Below are 21466 nucleotides of genomic sequence, written 5' to 3'. Positions count from 1 at the left end.
AGATCAAATCCGTCCCGAAGCGGGCTTCCCCCTCCAAACCGAATGTTCCCCCTGCCGCTGCCTTTCCTCCATCATCTGCATTTGGAAGTGCTCTGCCCCTTTAAGCTGGGCGGCTGCCATATCCGCCACCAAAGCCACGCTCGATTCCATCGGCACAAAGCGGTATTTGTAAGCCGTAAGCCGATGATCGGTTTCGTGAAATAAAATGTCCTGCGCGTAATTGCCCCAACGATCCTTGGGCATCAGATCAATCGTCATACCGGCATGTGCAGAGGGCAGCAGCATATTGGAGCCGTGAATGCCGATTACCAATCGGCTGGCTGCATACACCTTGCATACCCGCAGCTCACTTTCGCGGTCAAAACGTGCGACACGCTCGTCGGCAATCCATGCCGGGAAACGCCCGCTACGCCCTAGTCCGGCGACTGTAAACCGATGATCCGGAAAGGATTCCCGCAGCCTGCGGAACAACCGGATGATTTTGCTGCGCTGGTGATAAATCAGCGGTTTCAGCCCGCGTTTGAGCTGTGGAAATTTCTGCACCGCCCTTGCCATATGATGGCTGCCACTCCACAAACGGTCTTCCCTCCATACGAAGGTAATGCGCGGCTCCGATTCACACTCATCGTCATAGCGGGGGATACCTGTAAACTGCTCAATATCAAACTGATTGGGATGTGAATACGCCGGGCTGACATATACCTCTTCGAAGCGCATCAGTTCCTCAATCATCCGATGATGCAGCACAGGATGAAAGTTTCGTGCCTTGCTGAACGGCACATCGACCGTCCAGATTTCCGCCACATAAGCAGGCACCATCCACTCCAGCGGCTTTTGCACAATAACGATGATCCCCAGTTCCGGCGACTGCTCGTATTCGCGCTGCACATTGAGCAGCTTGAGCAATGCATGACCATACAAATAATCCATGGTGTTGACGATGATCACGCGCTCGAAGGCCTCCATTTTATGCACGGTCATGCCGACCGTTAAATCATAGGAAGGATTCATCAACGATTGCCGCAAAGGCTCTCCGAGCCATTTTCTCGACTTCGCATCACCGGTCAGGATATAGTCGGGCATTTCCACTCGATAAGGTGAATACGTCGCATGACCGACACGCATATCCTCGATATACTCACGTCCACAGCCCTCACAGCAAGTGCTGATACATACGTGAATTCCCTGCCATAGCACCTCTCCACCGCTTACCTTGCCTCCACAATGCGGGCACTGTCCCTCATGACGAACAAACGGTTTAATGGGTATCATGATTGCTCTCTCCAACTTTCGGTACTGTAATATGAACACGCCAGAAGGTCAGAATCGACTTCATCATCCAACCCAGATTGGCTTTGACTTCTTTAAACAACACATCCAATAGAAATACAGATATCGTAAAAGACAGGATCGTTGCCACGAGCGATCCTCTCACACCGAGCAGCGGGATCAACGCATAATTGAAAGCTATATTCGTGATGGCGCCCACGAGCGAGGTCAACAGCGTATATTTGAACAAATTCTCATTGGTAATAAACAAGCTTTTGGCAACACTGAAATTGGTAAAAAACAGACGAATCGCAAACAGGGACAGCAGTGAGCCTGCTTCGCTAAATTCCCTCCCGTAGAGCACAATCACCACCCATTGAGATAAAAAAAATAACGGGATCGAGGTCACGAGAAAGCAGATAAACATCAGTCGGTACACATTAGACAACGTCTGTCTGTATTCGTCGTTTCCTTTCTGCTTGGAACGAGTCACCACCGGGGCATAGGCTGTCGTAATAACGACCGGAATAAAGCCCAGCACTTCGATAAGCCGGAGCGCAACGGAATATTGTCCGACCGCTGCATTTCCTAGCAGTTCACCGATAATGACCTGGTCGATCCGTGCCTGTACATATACAGCAGAGGATGATAAAATAAGCGGCCAGCTGTGATTCATGATCCGCCGGGCTATGTTTAGGCGGAACGTCCACATCTTCACACGCCGTCCTTCCTTGCGGAAGAAATACAGCAGCAGTAGGCTCCCCAGCAGGAATTCGCCATGAGCACACAGCGCCACCACCCAAATCGGAACACCTGTTAGCAACAAAATGATTTTGGCAGTGGAGCTGAGGACAAAGGCTGTATTTTTGGCAATGACCGTGTATTTGGACAACATCTGCGCCCGGAACCAGTAATCGATGATATCAAACAGCTGAAACACCGAGGCCGTGGCCAGGATCAGATTGATCAACCGTACCGAACTGTCTTCAGGCCTGAGCAGCGAAATGAAGGAATAGGACAGTGCGATGGCAACCAAAGTACCCGATAGCTTCAGGAGAACCGCCGTACCCAATAGCTCGTGCTCATCTTGAGGGTCTTTAACGAGATCGCGTACTAATATGGAATCAAAGCCAAGGGTTGTGAAGATCAGGAACATCCCGAAAAAGGATTCGGCATAATTCCATTTTCCAAGCTCCTCCGGTCCCAGCACTCTCGCCATGATGATGCTGACCGCCAGCCCGAACACCATGCGAATCATTTTGTCACCGAACAGCCAGGATGTATTGACCAGCAAACTTCTGCGCGGTTTGACGCGGTTTTTGACTAATGTCATAGGTTCTACTCCATCTTGAAAAATGACCTTGCGCGCGGCTTTACAGCATGCCAGCTATTCGATGCAGCTGCAATCATGTACAACGAAGAGACCTCCCGGCTAGGCGGGTGGCCCCTCCATGTCTTACACGACGACGGAAGCTTCGACTGCAGCCTGCCTTTTTACCCGCTCCAGATCTGTATCCACCATCATATGAATGAGCTGCTCGAAGCCTACTTCCAATCGCCAGCCCAGCTTTTCCTTGGCCTTGGCACAATCGCCGAGCAGCAGGTCTACCTCCGCCGGCCGGACAAATTGAGGATCAATAACAACATAATCCTCATAATTTAAACCTACATAGGAAAAGGCAATTTGCAGCAGCTCACGTACAGAATGCATCTCTCCCGTGGAAATGACGTAATCATCCGGTTGATCCTGCTGGAGCATCAGCCACATGGCCTTTACATAATCCCCTGCAAAACCCCAGTCCCGCAGTGAATCCAAATTCCCCATGCGCAGCTCGTGTTGCAATCCAAGCTTGATACGGGCTACAGCATCCGATACCTTACGCGTTACAAATTCCAGTCCCCGGCGAGGCGATTCATGATTGAACAAAATGCCGGAGCAAGCAAACATATCAAAGCTTTCGCGGTAGTTCACCGTAATCCAATGACCGTACACCTTGGCGACACCGTAAGGACTACGCGGGTAAAACGGTGTTGTTTCCGTCTGCGGCGTCTCCACCACCTTACCGAACATCTCACTGCTCGACGCCTGATAAAACCGCGCCTCCGGCTTGGCAATCCGAACGGCCTCCAGCATATTGGTGACGGATAGCGCTGTAAGCTGTCCTGTAGCCAGGGGCTGCGGCCATGAAGCTGCTACGAAGGATTGAGCAGCCAGATTGTAGACCTCGTCCGGGTCGGATTGACGGACGGCTTCAATCAGGGAAGCCAGATCGGTCATATCACCGGACAGCCAGTGGATATCATTTTGGATATGGGCTACATTTTCAAAATTCGGTGTACTGGTGCGTCTGCGTACCCCGTATACCTCATAATCCTTGGACAGCAGCAACTCAGCCAGATAAGATCCGTCTTGTCCGGTAATCCCTGTAATCAGCGCTTTTTTCATTCCAATTCCCCCACCGTTTTTTTTATTGTTCAACCAGGTTCAGACCTTGAAATGCCTCATACACAGATCTTAATCCCTCTTCCAGCGAAATACGCGCCGACCAGCCCAGACCAGAAATTCGAGACACATCTACCAGCTTGCGCGGCGTTCCGTCAGGAGCGGATGTATTAAAAGTAATTTCACCCTCATAACCGACCACATCCTTCAACCGTTCAGCCAACTCACGGATGGAAATATCCTCACCCACCCCGATATTCACAATTTCATTTCCTTCATAGTTGTTCATCAGGAACAGGCAGGCTTCCGCCAAATCATCAGAATGAAGAAATTCTCGACGCGGTGTGCCGGAGCCCCATACTTCTACAGTTGGAGCTTGATTCAGCTTGGCTTCATGAAACTTGCGGATGAGCGCGGGCAGCACATGAGAGGTCTGGAGATCAAAATTGTCACCCGGACCGTATAAATTCGTCGGCATCACCGAAATAAAACGGGTTCCATACTGGCGATTGTAGGATTGACACATTTTAATTCCGGCAATTTTAGCAATCGCATAGGCTTCGTTGGTAGGCTCAAGCTCACCAGTAAGCAGATACTCCTCCCGCAAGGGCTGCGGAGCAAATTTGGGATAAATGCAGGTAGAGCCGAGGAACAACAGCTTGCTTACATTGGCCCGGTATGCCGCATCAATCACATTTGTTTGAATGAGCAGATTGTCACGGATAAAATCAGCCGGATATTCGTTGTTCGCCAAAATCCCCCCAACCTTGGCCGCCGCCAAAAACACATAATCCACAGGCTCTGTTTCAAAAAAGTGATCTACGGCCTCCTTGTTGCGCAGATCCAGCTCACGACTGGTGCGAGTAATAATATGCTGGTAACCTGCTCCCTCAAGCGCTCGAACAATAGCGGAACCTACCAGCCCGTTGTGCCCGGCTACATATATCTTGGAATGAAGATCCATGCCTATCCCCTACCCTTCCTTGTTAAAATGACTTTAATACGCATCGTTGGAGCCCAGCAGTACACGAAATGTTTTGAGCATGATGATCATATCCGTGCGTAAGCTGCGTCTGGATATGTACTCCAAATCCAGTTCTACCATCTCGTTAAAGCTCAGATGATTGCGACCGCTGACCTGCCATAGCCCGGTACAACCCGGTGTAACCGTCAGACGCAGCTTATCTCTCACTGTGTAATCATGGACTTCTCTTGGCAGCGGTGGTCTGGGACCTACCAGACTCATCTGCCCACGCAGCACATTGAATAGCTGCGGCAGCTCATCGATGCTCGTTTTGCGGAGAAATCGGCCCACACGGGTAATTCGCGGATCATTCCGCATTTTGAACATGGCACCCTCGATTTCGTTTTCCAGCAGCAGCGCAGACAATTGGTCCTCAGCATCCGATACCATGGAACGAAATTTGATCATGCGAAATGGACGCTCATGTTTGCCAATACGAATCTGATAAAATAACGCGCTTCCTTTCGGGTCCTCCAGCTTAATCAGCAAAATCACGAGCAGAAATACCGGGCATAACACGATGATGCCGATGAAAGACAGGATAATGTCCATGCTGCGCTTCACGAACGGATACAGGCCCAATCCCTGTCGCCGTTCAAGCCTGTGAGCGACCGAGTACACATCCACAGACGCGCCCAAAACTTCTGCCTCGTTTGAGCGGGAAGAAGACACGTCTCATCACCTCACTCTCTTATCATTAAGTTTCACTTTTACATTGTTAAAAGAATTTTTAATATTTTTCGATCACCTTCTTTTTAGTTATGTCAGGCTGCGTTCCTCCATTCCACGCTGCGCGCGGGTATTCGATCGCTTCACATTGTTGAGCACTACGCCCAAAATGCGCGCCTTTACTCGTTCTAAGTGGGCTTTTGCTTTCTTAACGACATCCTTTTTGACCTTCCCTGCCTGTACGACCAAAATGACACCATCACACATAGAGCTAATAATGAGGCCATCCGGAAAAGACAGCAATGGCGGCGTATCCATCAGGATCACGTCATAATGTTCTTTTAACTCAACCAGCAGAGCCTTCATTTTGCGGGAGCTGAGCATTTCGGACGGATTGGGCGGGTTCGGTCCGGCTGTAATCGCATGCAGTTGGTCAATCCCGGTTTCCTGAACCACATCCTGCCACGCCTGTTGATTGGTAAGTACCCGAGTCAGTCCCGTATGATTGCGCAAGCCAAACATATGATGCAAGGAGGAGCGACGCAAATCCATATCCATAACCAGCACCTTTTTTCCCTCTTGCGCATAGGTTACAGCCAAATTGCTAATCGTGACCGTCCTGCCCTCTCCCGCCTGAGCAGACGCCACCATCATAACCTCAATCGGTTCGTCTATAGAGGAAAACTGGATGTTTGTGCGGAGCATACGATATTCCTCCGAAACGAAAGACTGGGCATGCAGGGATGTGACCAGTTGATTATTGATTAATCGCGGCATATTGTCCTTCACCTACCTGTTTAGGAGTTGTAGTGGAGCTGTCAGAGCGTTTATCTTCTTTTTTCATTTTCGTAATCAAAGACAGAGTCGGCAGGCCGAGTTCTTTTTCAATATCCTCCTCATTCTTAAAGGTGTCATCCAATACCTCCAGCAAAAATGCCAAGCCTATACCCAGCAACAAGGAGATGGCAAAGGCAATAAACATCTGTTCAGCGGGATTGCTGTTCACAGGAATTGCCGGGTCAGTCAAACTGGCTTCACTTAGAATCGTGACATTGTCCATTTTCATGATAGAGGGAATTTGTCGTTTGAATACTTTGGCTACCGCATTGACGGTTTTCACAGCCTTTGTATACGATAAGTCGCGAACTGTCACATCCATGACCTGTGAATCACCGGCGGTGTTCACTCTTAATTTCTGAGCCAGAACTGTCGGAGTAACCTTAAGATCGGGGAAGCTGGCGACCACCTGATCCATAATCGCCGAGGAGATCATGATTTGCTTATAGGAGTTCGTTAAGGCTATATTCGTTTGTACGACACTGTAATCGACGACACCTGCACGATCCGGTCGCGGCGTCTGGTTGATAATAAGCTTTGCCGTCGCTTCATACACTTGCGGGGTAAAGTATACATTTTTTATGCCCACTACAGCACACACCAGCAGCACGATACTCCCAATCAACCACATTCTTTTTCGGATCACACGGATGTACTCTTTCAACTGCACAAGACCAGACCTCCCTGATTGACTTGTTTTCGATGTGATAACGCTTGTACTGATCCTCTGCACACCGGGGAAAAGAACGATGCATGAGCCTCTAATCTATAGTAAAATGTTATATAATAGCGCATAGCAGGTCTAGCCAGCGATTAAGCACAAATGCTTGATCATCGGTGGCCTGTTAAAGTATATAAACCATGACATCCGTGAATACTACAAAATAGAGATACATTATGTAACTTACATAACTAATTTATGCTACAAATTGTATCTTGTCAAGTGTAAAATTGCTTTTCTCACTTTCTTAACCTTGTATTCAGGAGGAAAAAAAGATGAATTATGGAACCCGAATCGCTGAATTACGGGAACATAAGGGATTAAAACAAGAGGAACTAGCGCAATCCCTCGGAATTACGCGGGCGGCTCTTTCTCACTATGAAAAAAATAGACGCAAACCAGACTTTGAGATCCTGAACAAGCTTGCCGATATTTTCGGAGTAACCATTGATTACCTGGTGGGACGCACGAGCCATCCTACAGCGATATTGGATTCAGATGTGAAGGAATTTGTGGATCAGCTGGAACTGTCTGATGAGGATATTCTGCAGCGTTTCAACCTGACGATTGACGGACGTACCTTGTCTGAGGAAGAAGCCAAGCGCTTTATCGCGTTTGTCCGTATGGAACGAATGATGAAATAAAGAAGACAGCCGGAAGGAATTACACGTGCTTGTCCTTCCGGCACTTGGTTTTGTCTAGGTCGCTCTCTATCCATTCTGGCATCGTAATGCCACATTGGAGCAAGATGTCACGGATGTCTAGGTGGATGACAGATTTGCCTGCTCTCCGTGCGTTGTTCCGAAGAAGAGGGCTGTCCACCCTTGATTCTGTCTCCTTGTTCATTCAGCACTAACCTCACTTTTTTATTCTTGGTCACTGGAAAAAGATTCCCTACAACCCATGTATGTATTGTTATGAACAAACCTATTATATATGAATACATACCTGCAATGTTGTCGTCTTATGGCGAGAATTTTAAAGGATTTTCGTGTTTTTTTCTCCATTATACGTAATGTATTGCCAATTCAGTACGATTTATTAATAAAAAAAGAACCTGTCAGGTCCTATTTTTCCTGATAGGTTCTCTTTTGTTTTTTTGGCGATATCAGACGGGTATTCTTCAGCCAAGGTCCTATACTGCTCGCAGCAATCATTAAGCAACCTCGGCTGCTTGAGATATCTGGGTGCCTCCGGTCGCTCGGATCTTGTAGGCGTAGTGGCTTCCGGCTTTCACTGTACGATCCGTGTAGGTGCTTCCCGCTACTTGCGAGGCAATTACCTGATAAACCCCGTCTGACCCATCTGCACGCAGTACATCATAGGAGGATACGCCTTCTGCCTGAAGCCAATCAATCTTTACCGCCCCATCCTGAACAGAGGCGGCTTTTACCCCTGTCGGGGCTGAGGCTGTGGACTGATCTGTACTCTTCAGTTCCAAAATATATTGTACCGATTCACCAGGACCCAGCTTTTCTTCAAAATCAAGGGCAGGTGAAGCCTTGAGTCCCGATATGGAACGCTGTGCCTGACTGTAGGTAGCGCCGGCTCCAAAACGCTCACCAGCGTACACACCGGCTTTCGGCATCGTTACTCGTACGCGAATGGTCTGTGCTGAATCCTCGAAATTCACCAGGTTCACCAGCAATTTGTCCGAGGTAGCGCCACTGCCTGCCAGCGGTTTAAGCTTGGACGTATCCACTGCACGAACATAGACCATCTTATCCTTGGTATCCTCTCGATTCAGCACCGTATAAGTCAGCGGTTTGCCGTGGGTGGCATATGCCAGACTCAAACGTCTCATGATCTTTACACGACTGTCCTGCCCTTCCCCGAACGGATAAATTTCTGTGCTTGCCGGGTTGTGGCTTTGCAGATCAAAGCCGGTTTTAAACAGCGTATAATCCTTATAAAACGCAGCATGCTGGATAAACATATCAGCAAACCCGATTTGCGAACGCATAATCCGGTCAAAAGCGGCTGCTTGTGGCTGACTGGCCCCGTACTCAGGGTTGTCCCGATGCGTATCGTTCGTACCGAACTCCGTATTCAGCATCTTCTTGGCCAGCCCGTTGCTCGAACCGCCAAAGGTTTTCAGATTTTGAACGAAGCTGCCTCCGCTCTCTTCGTTATAGGATTCACCATAGGCGTGTCCATTGGTCAGGTCGGTGACGTCCTCCAACTGCTTACGCTGCGCCGGATCTCGTTCCCATCCATCCGGGTCACCACATTTGAGCGTGCCTCCAGCTTGATTTTTGCAAGCTTTGGTGGAGTACGTAGGCCAATAGGCCCAGCCTGGCGCTACGGTTTTGAGATGCGGTGCCAATTGCTTGCCTTCCGTGTTAAACCACTTGGCCACAGCCAGATTGACTGCCTTCGAGCGATTAAACAACCCGGGTTCGTTATCTACTTCATAATATTGAAGGTATGAACCATATTTTTTTACATAATCGCGCAATTTTTGCTTGGCCGTCTCTGGCAGAGAACCATCCCTTTGCAGCTTGATATCGCCCGTATATAAGTACAGAGCAGACGATTGCATATTATACTGCTTCAACGTTTGATAGTAATCATCCGCGTCTGTACAAGCCTTGCCCACATTGCTGGCACAGGTGACCCGCATGACATTGCCGCTATAAGCAATTCCCAGCCATTTGAGAACGTATGGTAAATGCTTTACCGCACCCTGATCATAATAGAATTCTTTGTTGTTCACATTCGTTCCAGTCAATATATATTTACCGTGTATCGGTTCAGTTGCAGGTGAAGCTAACGTCTCCAAGCTCAAGTCATCCCAAGTCCACCACACATTTTTATCTTCTGCAGAGGAGCAGTATAGGCAGCGCGCTGTCTTTAGCTTGAGTACGTTAACACCGCTTTGCAATTGCTCTTTAGGGATATACAGCTCATAGTTGCTTTTGTAGTTATATGCACTGCCCGTGCCGGAAACCCCGGCGATCTGAATAATACCGGACAGCTGATGATTTGAAAATACAGCCATTTGCGGAACAGCTTTGCCCGCATCCAATATCCGTACACGGAATATCATCCCATTGGGAGGAACCTGATTCAGCGTATACTGGAGCGACAATTCGGGATTCATGGACGCATTCAAGCCGGGAGGAATATCTCCACTGCCCAGCAATACCGGGGCCGATGTATTCTCTGCTACGGACATCACTGCCGCTGCTCCATTAGCAGACGTCTCGGTAGAGGCAGCAGATGCGGAAATATTGACACTTTTTCTATCGACCAGCCCTTTAAATTCCGCCGAAGAGTCATCCCTCTGACCCAGCTTCCATACCGGACTGGCTGCCGCTACTTTATCCGTCTGCAGTTCTACGCTCCTTGAAGGCGTGTAAATCAACCAAGCAATCAGCGCTATTATTGCGATCCCAAAAAGCCCTGATAATACTGCCGTATACCTGTGGGTCAACCATTTTTTCATCATATAATCCACTCTCTCTCCTCAAAATTTTTGACCGGGAAAGAGAATCAATTAAGGAAGAAACAAAGCGTTACCGGGAACAACCGCTTTCGCTTCATGCTGACTTTCCCACATCAGACGTGCCATCGCGTCGCCTTTTTCATCATAGTATTCAACTTTTAAATCTACCATTTTCCCCGCCTGCAAGGTGATACTGCCCTTACGCTCTGTCCAGCTTTGTTTGAACCAGCTATCAATAATCAGCTTGTCGTCTACCCATACGCGGATACCATCATCGGATATCGTTGTAAATGTATAGGTCTCACTATATTGAGGCCTTATTTTACCGGTCCAGCGAACCGAGAACTGATCAGCATTCACCTTTGCATCAGCTGCAGCAGCACGCCAGTTGTAATCCAGCTTGCTATCTGTACGGACCAAAGCAGCACTACCATCCAGATTCATGTTGTTAAAATACTCACCCCGCAGCCCGTTCGCATAAACCTCATCCGGAACAGAAGGAGGAGCCGGAGCCGGGGGAACGATCACTACTGGCGGAGCCGGGATAGGATCGCTTTGCCCCCCATCCGGTATGGTCGGTACATCTGTCCCGGGTTGTTGAATGGCTGCCAATCCATTTTCCACATCATCTCGCGTCAAGCTCCTCGAATCATTCATATAATCCTGAATTTGATCCGTTGTGTTATTCTCCGAGAGCATCTTGCCCCAAGTCATGGAATACACCCATTTGGGCTGAGCCTGTAATACCTCGGAGCTTGGCATCTCACCGTGTTCCCCGATGGCAATCGGCTTATTCCCTGCCAATCCGAGCAGTTCTTCATAATGACTTTGTTTAAAATCATTGTTGTAAATGTCTACAGCCAAGATGTCCACCTTGTCATCTCCCGGATATTTAGGGGTATACGGAAAGGTGTACGAATTAGGAGCATTCGGGCTCCATACCCACAACAGATTGTTCAATTGATGCGTGTTTACAAAACGGTCATACATGATATTCCATAGCTGATTGAAATTGTTTTTGTTTCCCCACCAGAACCAGTCACCGTTCATTTCGTGATAAGGTCTCCATAAAACCGGAACACCCGCATCACGAAGCTGCTTTAACGATACAGCGACCTTATCCAGATCGGCAATGAGGAGGTTGTATTGCGTAGTGCCTGGCGTCACGTATTTATTGAACTCCGTCTGACTTACTTTCGCCTGCACATTGGCCCAAGTCAGTGGTCTACCTGGCAGTGCTTCATGAAAAGTCATCGTCACAATGCCACCGGATCTGTTCCAGCGGATAGCACTATCGACGACATTTTTACGTTGCTCTGCTTCCGTATCGGCAGATTGGCCGGAGATGGCTCCCATCTCATAGCCGTGCACACCCACATACGACTGACTGATTTTTTGGACCTTGTTACTTAGTTCATCTGGACTTTCCAAATAATCATGCTGACCGGTGATTATTTTTTTCCCCGAGATGCTGAGTAAATAGCTGTATAGTTCACGGGCCTGAGTAGAAGCGTCCGAATCAACAGGCTGTAATGCAGCGGCATTCGCCACGGACAGAGATTCACCAAAACCGACGGGCAACAAAGAAAAAAGCATAACTACGGGGAGTGCATGGCGTATCAGTCGATACAGAGGAATAAAATCGAATCTCACTTTTGCTCTTCCTTTCGGTAGCCAGGCTGCCATCCCTACGGAAGGCCCTTTAGCTTTGCGTACCTACCTTTCGACAGGGCTGCGTTTATCGTTGGAAGGAGTTTGGATTCCTTCTTACCCTAAGTATCGACTTTTTTTTACCAAAATTTAATAGGTCAAGTGCAAGAGTTTACAGATTTTCGTGCATTTTCGACAGTTCGGGCTATAAATATTCATCAATTCGTCTTTTTTTCATTTTTACGAAGAAATTTATGAAATAAATTGGTGACGAGAAATTTCATTCCAATTCATGCAAAAACGTACAATATCCTCCTCGACCAGCTCAGACCCCGTTTGCACCTCAATCAAATCCACATCGGTCACGGCCAAAATGCTATGCTTCGTTCCTTCAGGAATACGCACGACATCACCAGCCTTCACTTTGTGCAGCTTTTCATTCAAAATAATTTCCGCTTCACCACTGATAATGGTCCAGATTTCACTGCGTTTGAAATGAAGCTGGTAGCTGATATTTTTACCTTTGCGCACGCGGATTCGTTTGGTCAGCACCTCGTTGCCTTCATCGTACTTTACATAATCCACAACCCGATACTGCCCCCAACGGCGCTCCTCGTACATCGGACGCTGATCATGAGCCTTAAGCACTTCCTTAATGCGTGGACTTTCCGCCTTATTGGTCACAAGAATACCGTCGGGGCTGGCAGCAACAATGAGATCATTTGTCCCGATAATCGCCACAGGAATGTCGAGCTCGTTAATGAGACTTGTGTTGACGCAATCCTCCGTTACTACCCCTCTGCCTACTTGCTGATGGGACATTTCCTCTGTGAGCGTATTCCAGGTGCCCAGATCCTTCCAGAATCCATCATACGGAAGAACCACAATGTCCTTCTCCTTCTCGACTACTTCATAGTCAAAACTGATTTTTTCCAGAGATGCGTATTGCTTTTGCATTTCTTCATAGTTCAGCGGCAAACCCTTGGCCGCCAAGATATCAAGCAAATAGCTTAATTTGAATGCAAAAACCCCGCAGTTCCATAGAGCATTGCGTTCAATTAGACGCTCCGCCTGCTCACGGTCGGGTTTCTCTTGAAAGTGGCTCACTTCACGGTAGCCTGTGCTCCCTTGGGTGGCATCATTTTTTGGAATAATATAACCATATTTCTCAGATGGATAGGAAGGAACGACTCCAATTAATGCAAGCTTGCCTTCACTCTCCTGAAGTGTGTGCTCCAACTGGGCAACTGTAGCAAAGAAAGCATCCTCTACATAAGGATCTACAGGCAATATAGCAACAACTTCATTAGGTGAAACACCAGCAATGGAATATAGATAAGTCGCTGTCAGCGCAATGGCAGGGAAGGTATCTCTACGTTCCGGCTCAACAATGATACGTATATCCTGTCCGACCTGGCTCTGGATCATTTCGACCTGTGCTCTCCCTGTCGCAATGAACGAGGACTCAGATAATTGGTTGTCCCCCAACTGTCTCCATACCCGCTGCACCATAGATTCCGAAATCCCCTCCGGGCTCTCCAGTACCTTTAAAAATTGTTTGGAACGGGAATCATTGGACAAAGGCCATAATCTTTTACCGGAACCACCAGACAAAAGTACGAGCTTCATAACTCTCCACTTCCTCTCTATAATGTGTGGGTGATCGAATGGGGCAAGGTTGAGTAGCCCGCTACGGGCTGGATTTGATCTTACGATCGCTGTTGGACCGGGATTCATTCGATTGTATAAAATCGTATAAAGGTTTGAATCCCGGTCCAAAGGCGAACGCTCCGCTTCTCCAGATTCAAATCCATCCCTGCGCTACTCAAATATGCATCATGCCGATCATACCGTTTATTGCAAAAGGCACGACCGGACATTATTAAGTCCGGTCAGCCTGTTAGCGCTCATGCGCTCGGCGTTTGCCTGCCGTGCTTGTAAGCTTTAAATAATCGAGGCTTTGTAACGCCTCGTCGAGATTGCCTTCGGCAACCGCAATGGCGTCTTTGCGTCAGGAGCAGCATAACCGTATTTACATGGCAACCTTGCCCCATGGGAGCAGCATAGCGTATCCGCATGAGCGGCGCGGTACAGCCGCGAGGCGCTTTGATCGGAATGAGCGGCTTTAAGCCGTGCCGCTCATTCCGATACGCCCTTTCTACCTCTCCCACAAAGTGGGAGGTTAAAAATCGTGACTCCACGGCGGAAAGCAGCGGAGCGGGCCATTTGAATCTGTAGAAGCGTCAGCGTTCGCCTTTGCAGCGGGATTCTTACCTTGGAATGTTTTATACAATCCAGGAATCCCGCTGCAACAGCGGAAGATCAAATGGAACGCGTAGCGCCTCCAACACGGCCACAGTCACTTTTTAATCTATCACTTTTTAAACTTCCACCTTATCCCGATTCCACCCGCTCATCCGCGGACGACCCACGGAGTAGTATTCCAGCCCGGAGCTTTGAATCTGATTCTCTGTGAATACATTACGGCCGTCAATCAGAACAGGCTTGCGCAAAAGGGAAGCCAGCTGTACAAGGTCGACTTTTTTGAACTCTTCCCAATCTGTCAGCAAGCACACGGCATCGCTTCCTTCGGCGGCTTGTTGCGGGGAGGAGCACCATACAATATTCGGGTGATTCACACGCTCCTTGAATTTATCCATCGCAATCGGGTCATACAGCTTCACAATAGCGCCTGCCTGAATGAGCGTTTCTACAATTTCCAGCGCCGGTGCTTCACGAATGTCGTCTGTATTCGGTTTGAAGGCCAAGCCCCAAATACCGATCGGCACGCCATGCAGCTGACCCAGCGATTCACGCAGCTTGGATACGATCATGAAGCGCTGGTCGGTGTTAACCTCGACTACCGATTTTAACAATTTAAATTCATAGTCTACATTACCCGCAATTTGGATGAGCGCATTCGTATCTTTCGGGAAGCAGGAGCCCCCGTACCCGATGCCTGCTTGCAGGAAAGAGGAGCCAATCCGTTTGTCCATGCCCATACCGTCAGCCACGCAGGTTACGTCCGCGCCAACCTTTTCGCAAATATTGGCAATTTCATTAATGAATGAAATTTTGGTTGCCAGAAATGCGTTGGATGCATATTTGATCATTTCAGCACTGCGGATATCGGTCACATAGATTTTATCCGTGAACACCTGATGCAGGGTAACCATCGTTTCACGCAGCCCCGCATTGTCCAAACCAATAATCACGCGATCCGGGTGAAGCGTATCGTTGATGGCAGAGCCCTCTCTGAGAAATTCCGGAGCAGATACGATGTCGAAGGAATAATTCGTATGGTGGGACACTACGTCTTTGATCTTTTCGTTTGTTCCGACAGGTACAGTACTCTTGGTCATAATAATCTTGTACCCGTTCATCGCTTTCCCGACATCGGCAGCCGCCTGCTCAATGTAAGACAGATTCGCCTCACCGTTAGCCAGAGAAGGTGTACCTACTGCCAAAATAACGATATCCGACCGACGTACCGCATCGGCCAAATTCGAGGTAAACTCCAAACGGCCAGCTTCCAGATTCAGCGAGATCAATTCCTCAATACCAGGTTCATAAATCGGAGATTCTGCCCGGTTCAGCATGTCGATTTTATATTGCTCCAGATCGACACAAATCACCTCATTACCTTTGTGTGCAAAACATACGCCCGAGACGAGCCCAACATATCCAGTACCGATTACAGCCAGCTTCATTCCGTTCATCCTCCTTTTAGAAAGTTCACATAGGCTTGCTCTACATACTTTTTCAATTGATCCTTGAACGTATTTTCATCAAATTTACGAGCATGGGTGATGATGTCATCCACATTCCATGCATGCTGCTCGACCCTGGCGACTGCTTCCAGTACATCGTCCACCTCATGCTTGCGGAAAAACACACCGTTTACATTAGGGACAATGGTATCCAGCGCGCCTCCGCCCTGAAAAGCGATGACAGGCCGTCCGGCTGCATTCGCCTCCAAAGGCGTAATACCGAAGTCCTCTTCTCCCGGAAAAACGAGCGCCCGGCATTCTGCCATCAGCTTGTTAACCTCTTGATCCTCAAGCCTGCCGAGAAACTCAATGTTCGGGGAAGCCATGGACTCCAGTCTTTTACGGTCCGGTCCTTCACCGACAATGCGCAGCTTGAGACCGTTGCGTTTGAATGCCTCGATCGCCAGATCGATGCGCTTGTAGGACACCAATCGGGATACGATCAGGTAATAATCACCGATGCTTGCAGCACGTTCGAAACGTGACGTATTAATAGGAGGGAAAATAACATCCGCCTCCCGTTGGTAATAGTGCAGAATTCTCCGCTTGACGACGGAAGAATTGGCGACAAACTGGTCTACGTTGCGAGAAGTTTTGGCATCCCATGTTTTCAACCGATTCATGTACAGCTTGAGCATGCTTTTGAGCAGGTTGGATTTGGACTGCCGGGCCATATATGTATCGTAATCCCAGGCAAACCGCATCGGTGTGTGACAGTAACAAATGTGAAACGTATGTTTAGGTACCTGGATGCTTTTCATAAATGCGCTGCTGGAGCTTAAAACAATGTCGAAATCCCTAAAATCAAAATCACGGATAGCGATGGGATACAGCGGCAGCACTCCTTTGAAATTGGCCTTCACTCCCGGGAGGTTCTGCAGCCAGGTGGCTCTAATATCCGCATCCTTCAAGTTGCTTGACAGGCGTTCGTCGCTGAACACCGTTGTGAAGATCGGAGCCTCCGGATACATATCGTGGAATACCTCTACCACCCTTTCTGCCCCGCCCATTTGGATTAAGTAATCGTGTGCTATCGCTATTTTCATCTGAATCATCCTTTAACGCGAATGTCGGTCAGACTCCTGCCAACAAACCCTTATAGTAATGAACTATATCCTTAACCGTGTTCTCGATGACAAAATGCTGCTTGACTCGTTCCATCCCTTTCTCACCCATTTGCTGACGCTCCTGCGGATGTTCCAGCATCCAGCGGATGGCCGTCTCCAGCTTGGCCGGGTCCCCCGGTTCAATGAGCAGTCCGGTTTCACCCGACACTACAGTTTCCTTGGGTCCACCCTCATTTGAGGCAATCACCGGCAGCCCTGCCGCCATGCCCTCAATAATGACCTGGCCGAATGGTTCCGGCGTAATAGAGGTGTGGATCAGCAAATCACAGCGCTGCATCAGGCCTTGAATGTCATCGACATGTCCCAGCAGATTGACGTTATCCAGCCCGTATTCGCGCATCGTGGACTCCAAGCGGCTCTTATATTCCTCTTCACCGAACAATGCGTCCCCGGCCAGCCAGAATTTCACCCGCTTATCCGGTAAAAAGGAGCGGGCTGCTTCCAGCAAAATATGCTGCCCCTTCCATTCCGCCAGTCTGCCGACCAGTACGACGTTAAACGAGTCATCGGTCCGTGGATTTGCAGACGCATCACGAGCCGTGATGGCTTTGGCAAAAGCGGAGTAGACGACGAGCGTCTTTTTGTCCGGGGGCAGCTCCAGCGCACTCAGCGTGGATTTGGAATTGGCAATGACCCCATTGGGCAAGAAACGCGACATCAGCCGAATGCCTTTGGCTACGATTGGCTTCAGGTAAGGCGGACCAATGTGGTCACGGATGTGCCAGATCAGCGGAAGCTTTGCCGACTTGGCAGCTACTGCACCATACAGCGCGGACTTGAGCGAGTTGGTGTGAACACACACAACCTTTTCCTCGCGGAGCAAGGGCGCAAGTTTTCTGCCGTAAGCCAGCAATCGATAGGCTGCCGCAGGCGCACCCAGATTCACGGCGTTCCGCCCCCGATTACGAATCGAATCGTCCAGTGGAACGATACGCACGTCGATATCACGCTGCCTGAGCCGATCCGCCAAATCGCCCTCTTCCGCCAAAATGACAAGCGGGTCGATATGTTCCCCGATATTCGTCAGGATGTTATACAACGCGACCTCACCGCCGCTCCATCTTGCCGTATGGTCAATATAAGCCACTCTCATCATTTCGCCGCCGCCTTTCTGTCAAGAACCTGCCGGAACACATCTTCCACCTGCTCCGCTACATGTCCCCACGTATATTTGCTCAGCACATGCTCCCGGCACTCCCTTGCGTTCGGAAGAAGCTCAGGATGATCCAGCGCACGCAGGAGGCCCTGAGCGATGGCCTCACTGTCTGTTCCCTGGAACAATAGCTCGGGTCGGAATCCTCTTAAAATCTCCTTGTTGCCGCCCACAGGAGTAGCCAACACCGGCAGCCCTGAAGCCATCGCCTCTACCGTGATCAGACCGAAACCCTCCAGTGCCTGTGTCGGCACAACGAATAGATTTGAAGCCTGATGATACAGCGGAAGCTCCTCATCCGACACATAACCGAGCAGCCGAACATGGTTCTGAAGATTGTATTCCGCCACCTTGGAAGCCAATTCCTCCATCAAGGGGCCTTTCCCCCCAATCAGCAGCAGATGATCAGGATGACGCTCGGTTACCCGTCGCCATGCTTCGAGGAGCTGCAGCAGTCCCATTCGGTTAACAAGACGACGGACGGTCAGCACAATCGTCGCATTTTGTGGCAAATTCAGCCGTTCTCGCACGGCTCCCCGATTCTCTGCCGGATGGAACCTTTCTACATTCGCCGCACCGGGAATGATATGGATTTTGCTAAGCGGAACCTTATAGTGCTCATGCAAAATATCCCGAAAGGTCTCGCTCAGCACTATAAATTTGTCCGCCAAACCATAGGCCTTCATCTCAATGGATTTAGCCATTGTCGTTTTCAGCAGATGCTTGAGGCCCTGCCCTTCGATCTTCATTTCCTCTGTCCACGGGCCGTGGAAGGTAGTAACGACGGGAATCCCGCGTTTTTTCGCCTCTAGCGCCGGTCCGACGCCATAGGGGGCAAAATGGGAATACAGCACATCCACCGGCTGCTTGTCGAACAGCTCTGCTGCATATTTTTGCATGAGATCTCTGCGCTTCCAAATGGATTGCTGCTTGCTCCCAATCGAATGAATTCGGATACGCTCGGGCGCCTGCGGCTGCTCGTCAGTACAGATCAAAGCATCCAGCGTATTGCGCTCTACCGTCAGCTGCTCACAGATGGATTTGAAATACGTGTTTAGCCCCCCTGGCTGCAGGGACGGCCAGCTAAGACCCGTTGCCGCAATCCGAAAACCGTTATTGTACGACATAGCTGGTTTCTCCTTTCTGCTCGGTCTGTCCATCATCCACAATCTTTAACTTTTTTCGCCGCTTGGTCAGCTCATAATGCTTGAAGCAGACGAGAAACTCATACATCACCCAGAAGACCGCTACGGCAAAGCCTGCCACCCCCTTGCGGTATAAGCCCTGAACAAAATACTTCTGGACAAAGCGGGCAGGAGGCCGCAGCAGCAGTCTGGTAATCCGAAAGGATTTGCCTTTGTTAAATGCCGTCTCTGCTTCCAGATCCGTATACTTGTTAAAACGTGTCATATGATCGCTGATGCTGCGGAAGCCGTAATGCCATAGCACCCCGTCCAGATTGACAATCTGGGAAGAAGCTACATCCGGCATTTCATGAACAAGACTGTTCGTAATGCCATAAATACGCCGATTGTACAGACGAACGAGGTATTCGCCTTTGTTCATCCATTTGCCGAGAAAATCGCCAATCCGAAACACGGAATATGCTTTGGCCGGATCATGGAGTGTTTCCTTCACCTTCAGTAAATCTCCAAGCAGCTCTGCATCCACCACCTCGTCCGTATCAATCAGGAAAATCCAATCAAATTCCGCTTTATCGACACCAAACATGCGCTGCTTTGCATAGCCCGGCCACGGGTTGGAAAACACCCGACAGCCCAATGATTCAGCTACCTGAATCGTGTTGTCCTTGCTCCCTCCGTCAATGACGACGATATCGTCCGCAAAGGGCTTGCAGGATTCAATGGCAGCCGAGATGCGGATGCCGTCATCCTGAGCGATAATAACTACGGATATCCGATTGTCCGCGGGAACGCTAGACATGTGGTTCATTAGCGGGTGCCTCCTTCTTTATCTAACCGTTAACTGGCTTTTTCCGGATGTAGTGTGCCATTGTTGATCGGAGCCATTGGAAATCTTGTTTGGAAATAACCAGTCTTGGAATTTTCATTTTCAGAACGAATTTAACATTGCATAAAATGAAAACGAACCGTAGAATCCCCGAGGACAGCATCGCTATCCCTGCACCCGTCAAACCGTATTTTGGAACAAGTATGGACAACAATGGAATAACGAGCGCCAATCCGACACCCTGTAAAATGGTCACCAGCTTGGGCTTGCCCAGCGCCATAAATTGTTGTGCCAATACCATGGTTCCTCCACTGATAGCAACCTCAAGCACCAGAAACCGGAATACCGTAAGTGCTTGCTTAAACTCTGGACCATATAACAATGTAAATACCAACGGAGCAATCAGCGTCAGCATTAACGCGGCCAAAACGGTTACCGTCGAAGTCACGCGAAATACCCGAAACGTGATTGCCACCGCGTCCTCCTTATTCAGCCCGGAGGCTTTGGGGAAGAGCACGACAATAATCGAGGTTGAAAATACATTCACCATTCGGGCCAGACTGACTGCTACCGCATATAAACCGAGATCAGCCGGTCTGAGCAGGCCTGCAATCAGAATCTGATCAATATAGGTAGAAACCTGCCCCATCAGATCGTTGCCGTATGATCCCATACCGTAGGTAAAGAGATTTTTGAATTGTGTCCAGCTGTTCTTTATCCTTGGTTTGTACAGCCGAATCATTCGAATCGTCACACCGATATAAATCGGCAAGCCTGGTAGCAAATAGGCCAGTGCTGAGGTGTACGGGCTTATATGCCCAGTGAGAATCAGGATCACCAGACCAAGCAGCGTACTCAGCGGTACGAGATAACGAAACAAATTGTACTGCTTGTATTCCGATCGAACTTGAAGCAATGCATTATTGATTTGTGAAATCGCAATGAGCGGACACATCATCATGGAGCATTGCGCAAACAGTATGACCGATGAGGAAAAGGAGCGCAGCCAATAAGGAATCAGAAACACTCCGACGAGTGTCGCCAGGCCCCCGAACATCGTAGCGAGCAGCAAGGCGAGTCCATACAGCTTGCCCGTTTCCTCCGGTTTTTTTTTCGCATTGTAGATCAAGGCAGACGGTACACCGAAGCTCATGCAGAAGGCGAGAAACTGGGACCAGTTCACCATGGCGGTCTGTTCCCCGCGTCCGGTAGGACCCAAGAATCGGGCCGTCAGCACGCCAGTCAGCATATTCACGACGAGAATCAGCATGCTGAATATCATCGTTTTTACTGCTGCCGAGCTATTATCCTTGCTTTTGGCAAAGCGAATCACCGTAGACCATAGTGTCCGGACAGGTGCGGATAATGTTTGTAAGTTTTGCAC

17 protein-coding genes and 1 riboswitch are annotated in these 21466 nt (G+C 49.1%); of the genes, 1 reads left to right on the top strand and 16 read right to left on the bottom strand.

The genetic code is table 11. The annotated features are described in order from the left end of the window. Window positions 1-3: 3 nt before the first annotated feature. From WG8_RS05960 to WG8_RS05930, 7 genes are all read right to left on the bottom strand, one after another. Window positions 4-1272, bottom strand: a complete 1269-nt coding sequence (locus tag WG8_RS05960; RefSeq protein WP_007429222.1) for a hypothetical protein — start codon at window positions 1270-1272, stop codon at window positions 4-6. Next, the gene (locus WG8_RS05955; protein ID WP_007429221.1) at window positions 1259-2602 is read right to left on the bottom strand and encodes a flippase; all 1344 of its coding nucleotides are present in this window, start codon (window positions 2600-2602) and stop codon (window positions 1259-1261) included. The genes WG8_RS05960 and WG8_RS05955 overlap by 14 nt, the downstream gene beginning before the upstream one ends. 123 nt (window positions 2603-2725) lie before the next feature. Then, entirely contained in the window at window positions 2726-3715 is a 990-nt protein-coding gene (gmd, locus tag WG8_RS05950; protein ID WP_007429219.1) for a GDP-mannose 4,6-dehydratase, read from the bottom strand. Window positions 3716-3737: 22 nt separating this feature from the next. After that, entirely contained in the window at window positions 3738-4676 is a 939-nt protein-coding gene (fcl, locus tag WG8_RS05945; RefSeq protein ID WP_007429218.1) for a GDP-L-fucose synthase, read from the bottom strand. 33 nt (window positions 4677-4709) lie between these two features. Continuing rightward, on the bottom strand, window positions 4710-5408 hold the full coding sequence (locus WG8_RS05940) for a sugar transferase (protein WP_007429217.1): 699 nt from the start codon (window positions 5406-5408) through the stop codon (window positions 4710-4712). An 87-nt stretch (window positions 5409-5495) separates the two neighbouring features. After that, a complete protein-coding gene (locus WG8_RS05935) occupies window positions 5496-6182 on the bottom strand; it encodes a CpsD/CapB family tyrosine-protein kinase (protein WP_007429216.1) in 687 nt (228 codons plus the stop codon). Beyond that, window positions 6163-6912: a YveK family protein gene (locus WG8_RS05930; protein ID WP_007429215.1), complete on the bottom strand. Its 750-nt coding sequence runs from the start codon at window positions 6910-6912 to the stop codon at window positions 6163-6165. The genes WG8_RS05935 and WG8_RS05930 overlap by 20 nt, the downstream gene beginning before the upstream one ends. Before the next feature lie 326 nt (window positions 6913-7238). Between WG8_RS05930 and WG8_RS05925 the strand changes: the two genes are divergently transcribed. Next, window positions 7239-7607 carry a helix-turn-helix domain-containing protein gene (locus WG8_RS05925; protein WP_007429214.1) on the top strand — a complete coding sequence of 123 codons (369 nt, stop codon included), beginning with the start codon at window positions 7239-7241 and terminating at the stop codon, window positions 7605-7607. A gap of 512 nt (window positions 7608-8119) precedes the next feature. On the opposite strand, the gene WG8_RS05915 is transcribed toward WG8_RS05925, so the two are convergent. The 9 genes from WG8_RS05915 to WG8_RS05875 form a co-directional block, all read right to left on the bottom strand. Continuing rightward, window positions 8120-10414 carry a hypothetical protein gene (locus tag WG8_RS05915; protein ID WP_007429212.1) on the bottom strand — a complete coding sequence of 765 codons (2295 nt, stop codon included), beginning with the start codon at window positions 10412-10414 and terminating at the stop codon, window positions 8120-8122. Between the two features lie 48 nt (window positions 10415-10462). Then, window positions 10463-12064, bottom strand: a complete 1602-nt coding sequence (locus WG8_RS05910) for a glycosyl hydrolase (RefSeq protein ID WP_007429211.1) — start codon at window positions 12062-12064, stop codon at window positions 10463-10465. A 13-nt stretch (window positions 12065-12077) separates the two neighbouring features. Next, window positions 12078-12158: riboswitch (cyclic di-GMP riboswitch) on the bottom strand. 155 nt (window positions 12159-12313) lie between these two features. Next, a complete protein-coding gene (locus tag WG8_RS05905; protein WP_007429210.1) occupies window positions 12314-13690 on the bottom strand; it encodes a sugar phosphate nucleotidyltransferase in 1377 nt (458 codons plus the stop codon). A 752-nt stretch (window positions 13691-14442) separates the two neighbouring features. Beyond that, complete coding sequence (locus WG8_RS05900; protein ID WP_007429208.1) at window positions 14443-15771, bottom strand: UDP-glucose dehydrogenase family protein; 1329 nt, start codon at window positions 15769-15771, stop codon at window positions 14443-14445. Window positions 15772-15776: 5 nt separating this feature from the next. Further along, window positions 15777-16877, bottom strand: coding sequence for a glycosyltransferase (locus WG8_RS05895; RefSeq protein ID WP_007429207.1), 1101 nt, complete (start codon window positions 16875-16877; stop codon window positions 15777-15779). A 28-nt stretch (window positions 16878-16905) separates the two neighbouring features. After that, a complete protein-coding gene (locus tag WG8_RS05890) occupies window positions 16906-18054 on the bottom strand; it encodes a glycosyltransferase family 4 protein (protein ID WP_043890815.1) in 1149 nt (382 codons plus the stop codon). Further along, window positions 18051-19238, bottom strand: coding sequence for a glycosyltransferase family 4 protein (locus tag WG8_RS05885; protein WP_007429205.1), 1188 nt, complete (start codon window positions 19236-19238; stop codon window positions 18051-18053). The genes WG8_RS05890 and WG8_RS05885 overlap by 4 nt, the downstream gene beginning before the upstream one ends. Further along, on the bottom strand, window positions 19225-20064 hold the full coding sequence (locus WG8_RS05880) for a glycosyltransferase family 2 protein (RefSeq protein WP_007429204.1): 840 nt from the start codon (window positions 20062-20064) through the stop codon (window positions 19225-19227). The genes WG8_RS05885 and WG8_RS05880 overlap by 14 nt, the downstream gene beginning before the upstream one ends. A gap of 22 nt (window positions 20065-20086) precedes the next feature. Next, window positions 20087-21466: a lipopolysaccharide biosynthesis protein gene (locus WG8_RS05875; RefSeq protein ID WP_007429203.1), complete on the bottom strand. Its 1380-nt coding sequence runs from the start codon at window positions 21464-21466 to the stop codon at window positions 20087-20089.

The sequence above is a fragment of the Paenibacillus sp. Aloe-11 genome, assembly GCF_000245715.1.
Lineage (GTDB): Bacteria > Bacillota > Bacilli > Paenibacillales > Paenibacillaceae > Paenibacillus > Paenibacillus kribbensis.
The sequence above is the reverse complement of the archived record's forward strand: the minus strand, read 5'-3'. Positions and strand labels throughout refer to the sequence as shown.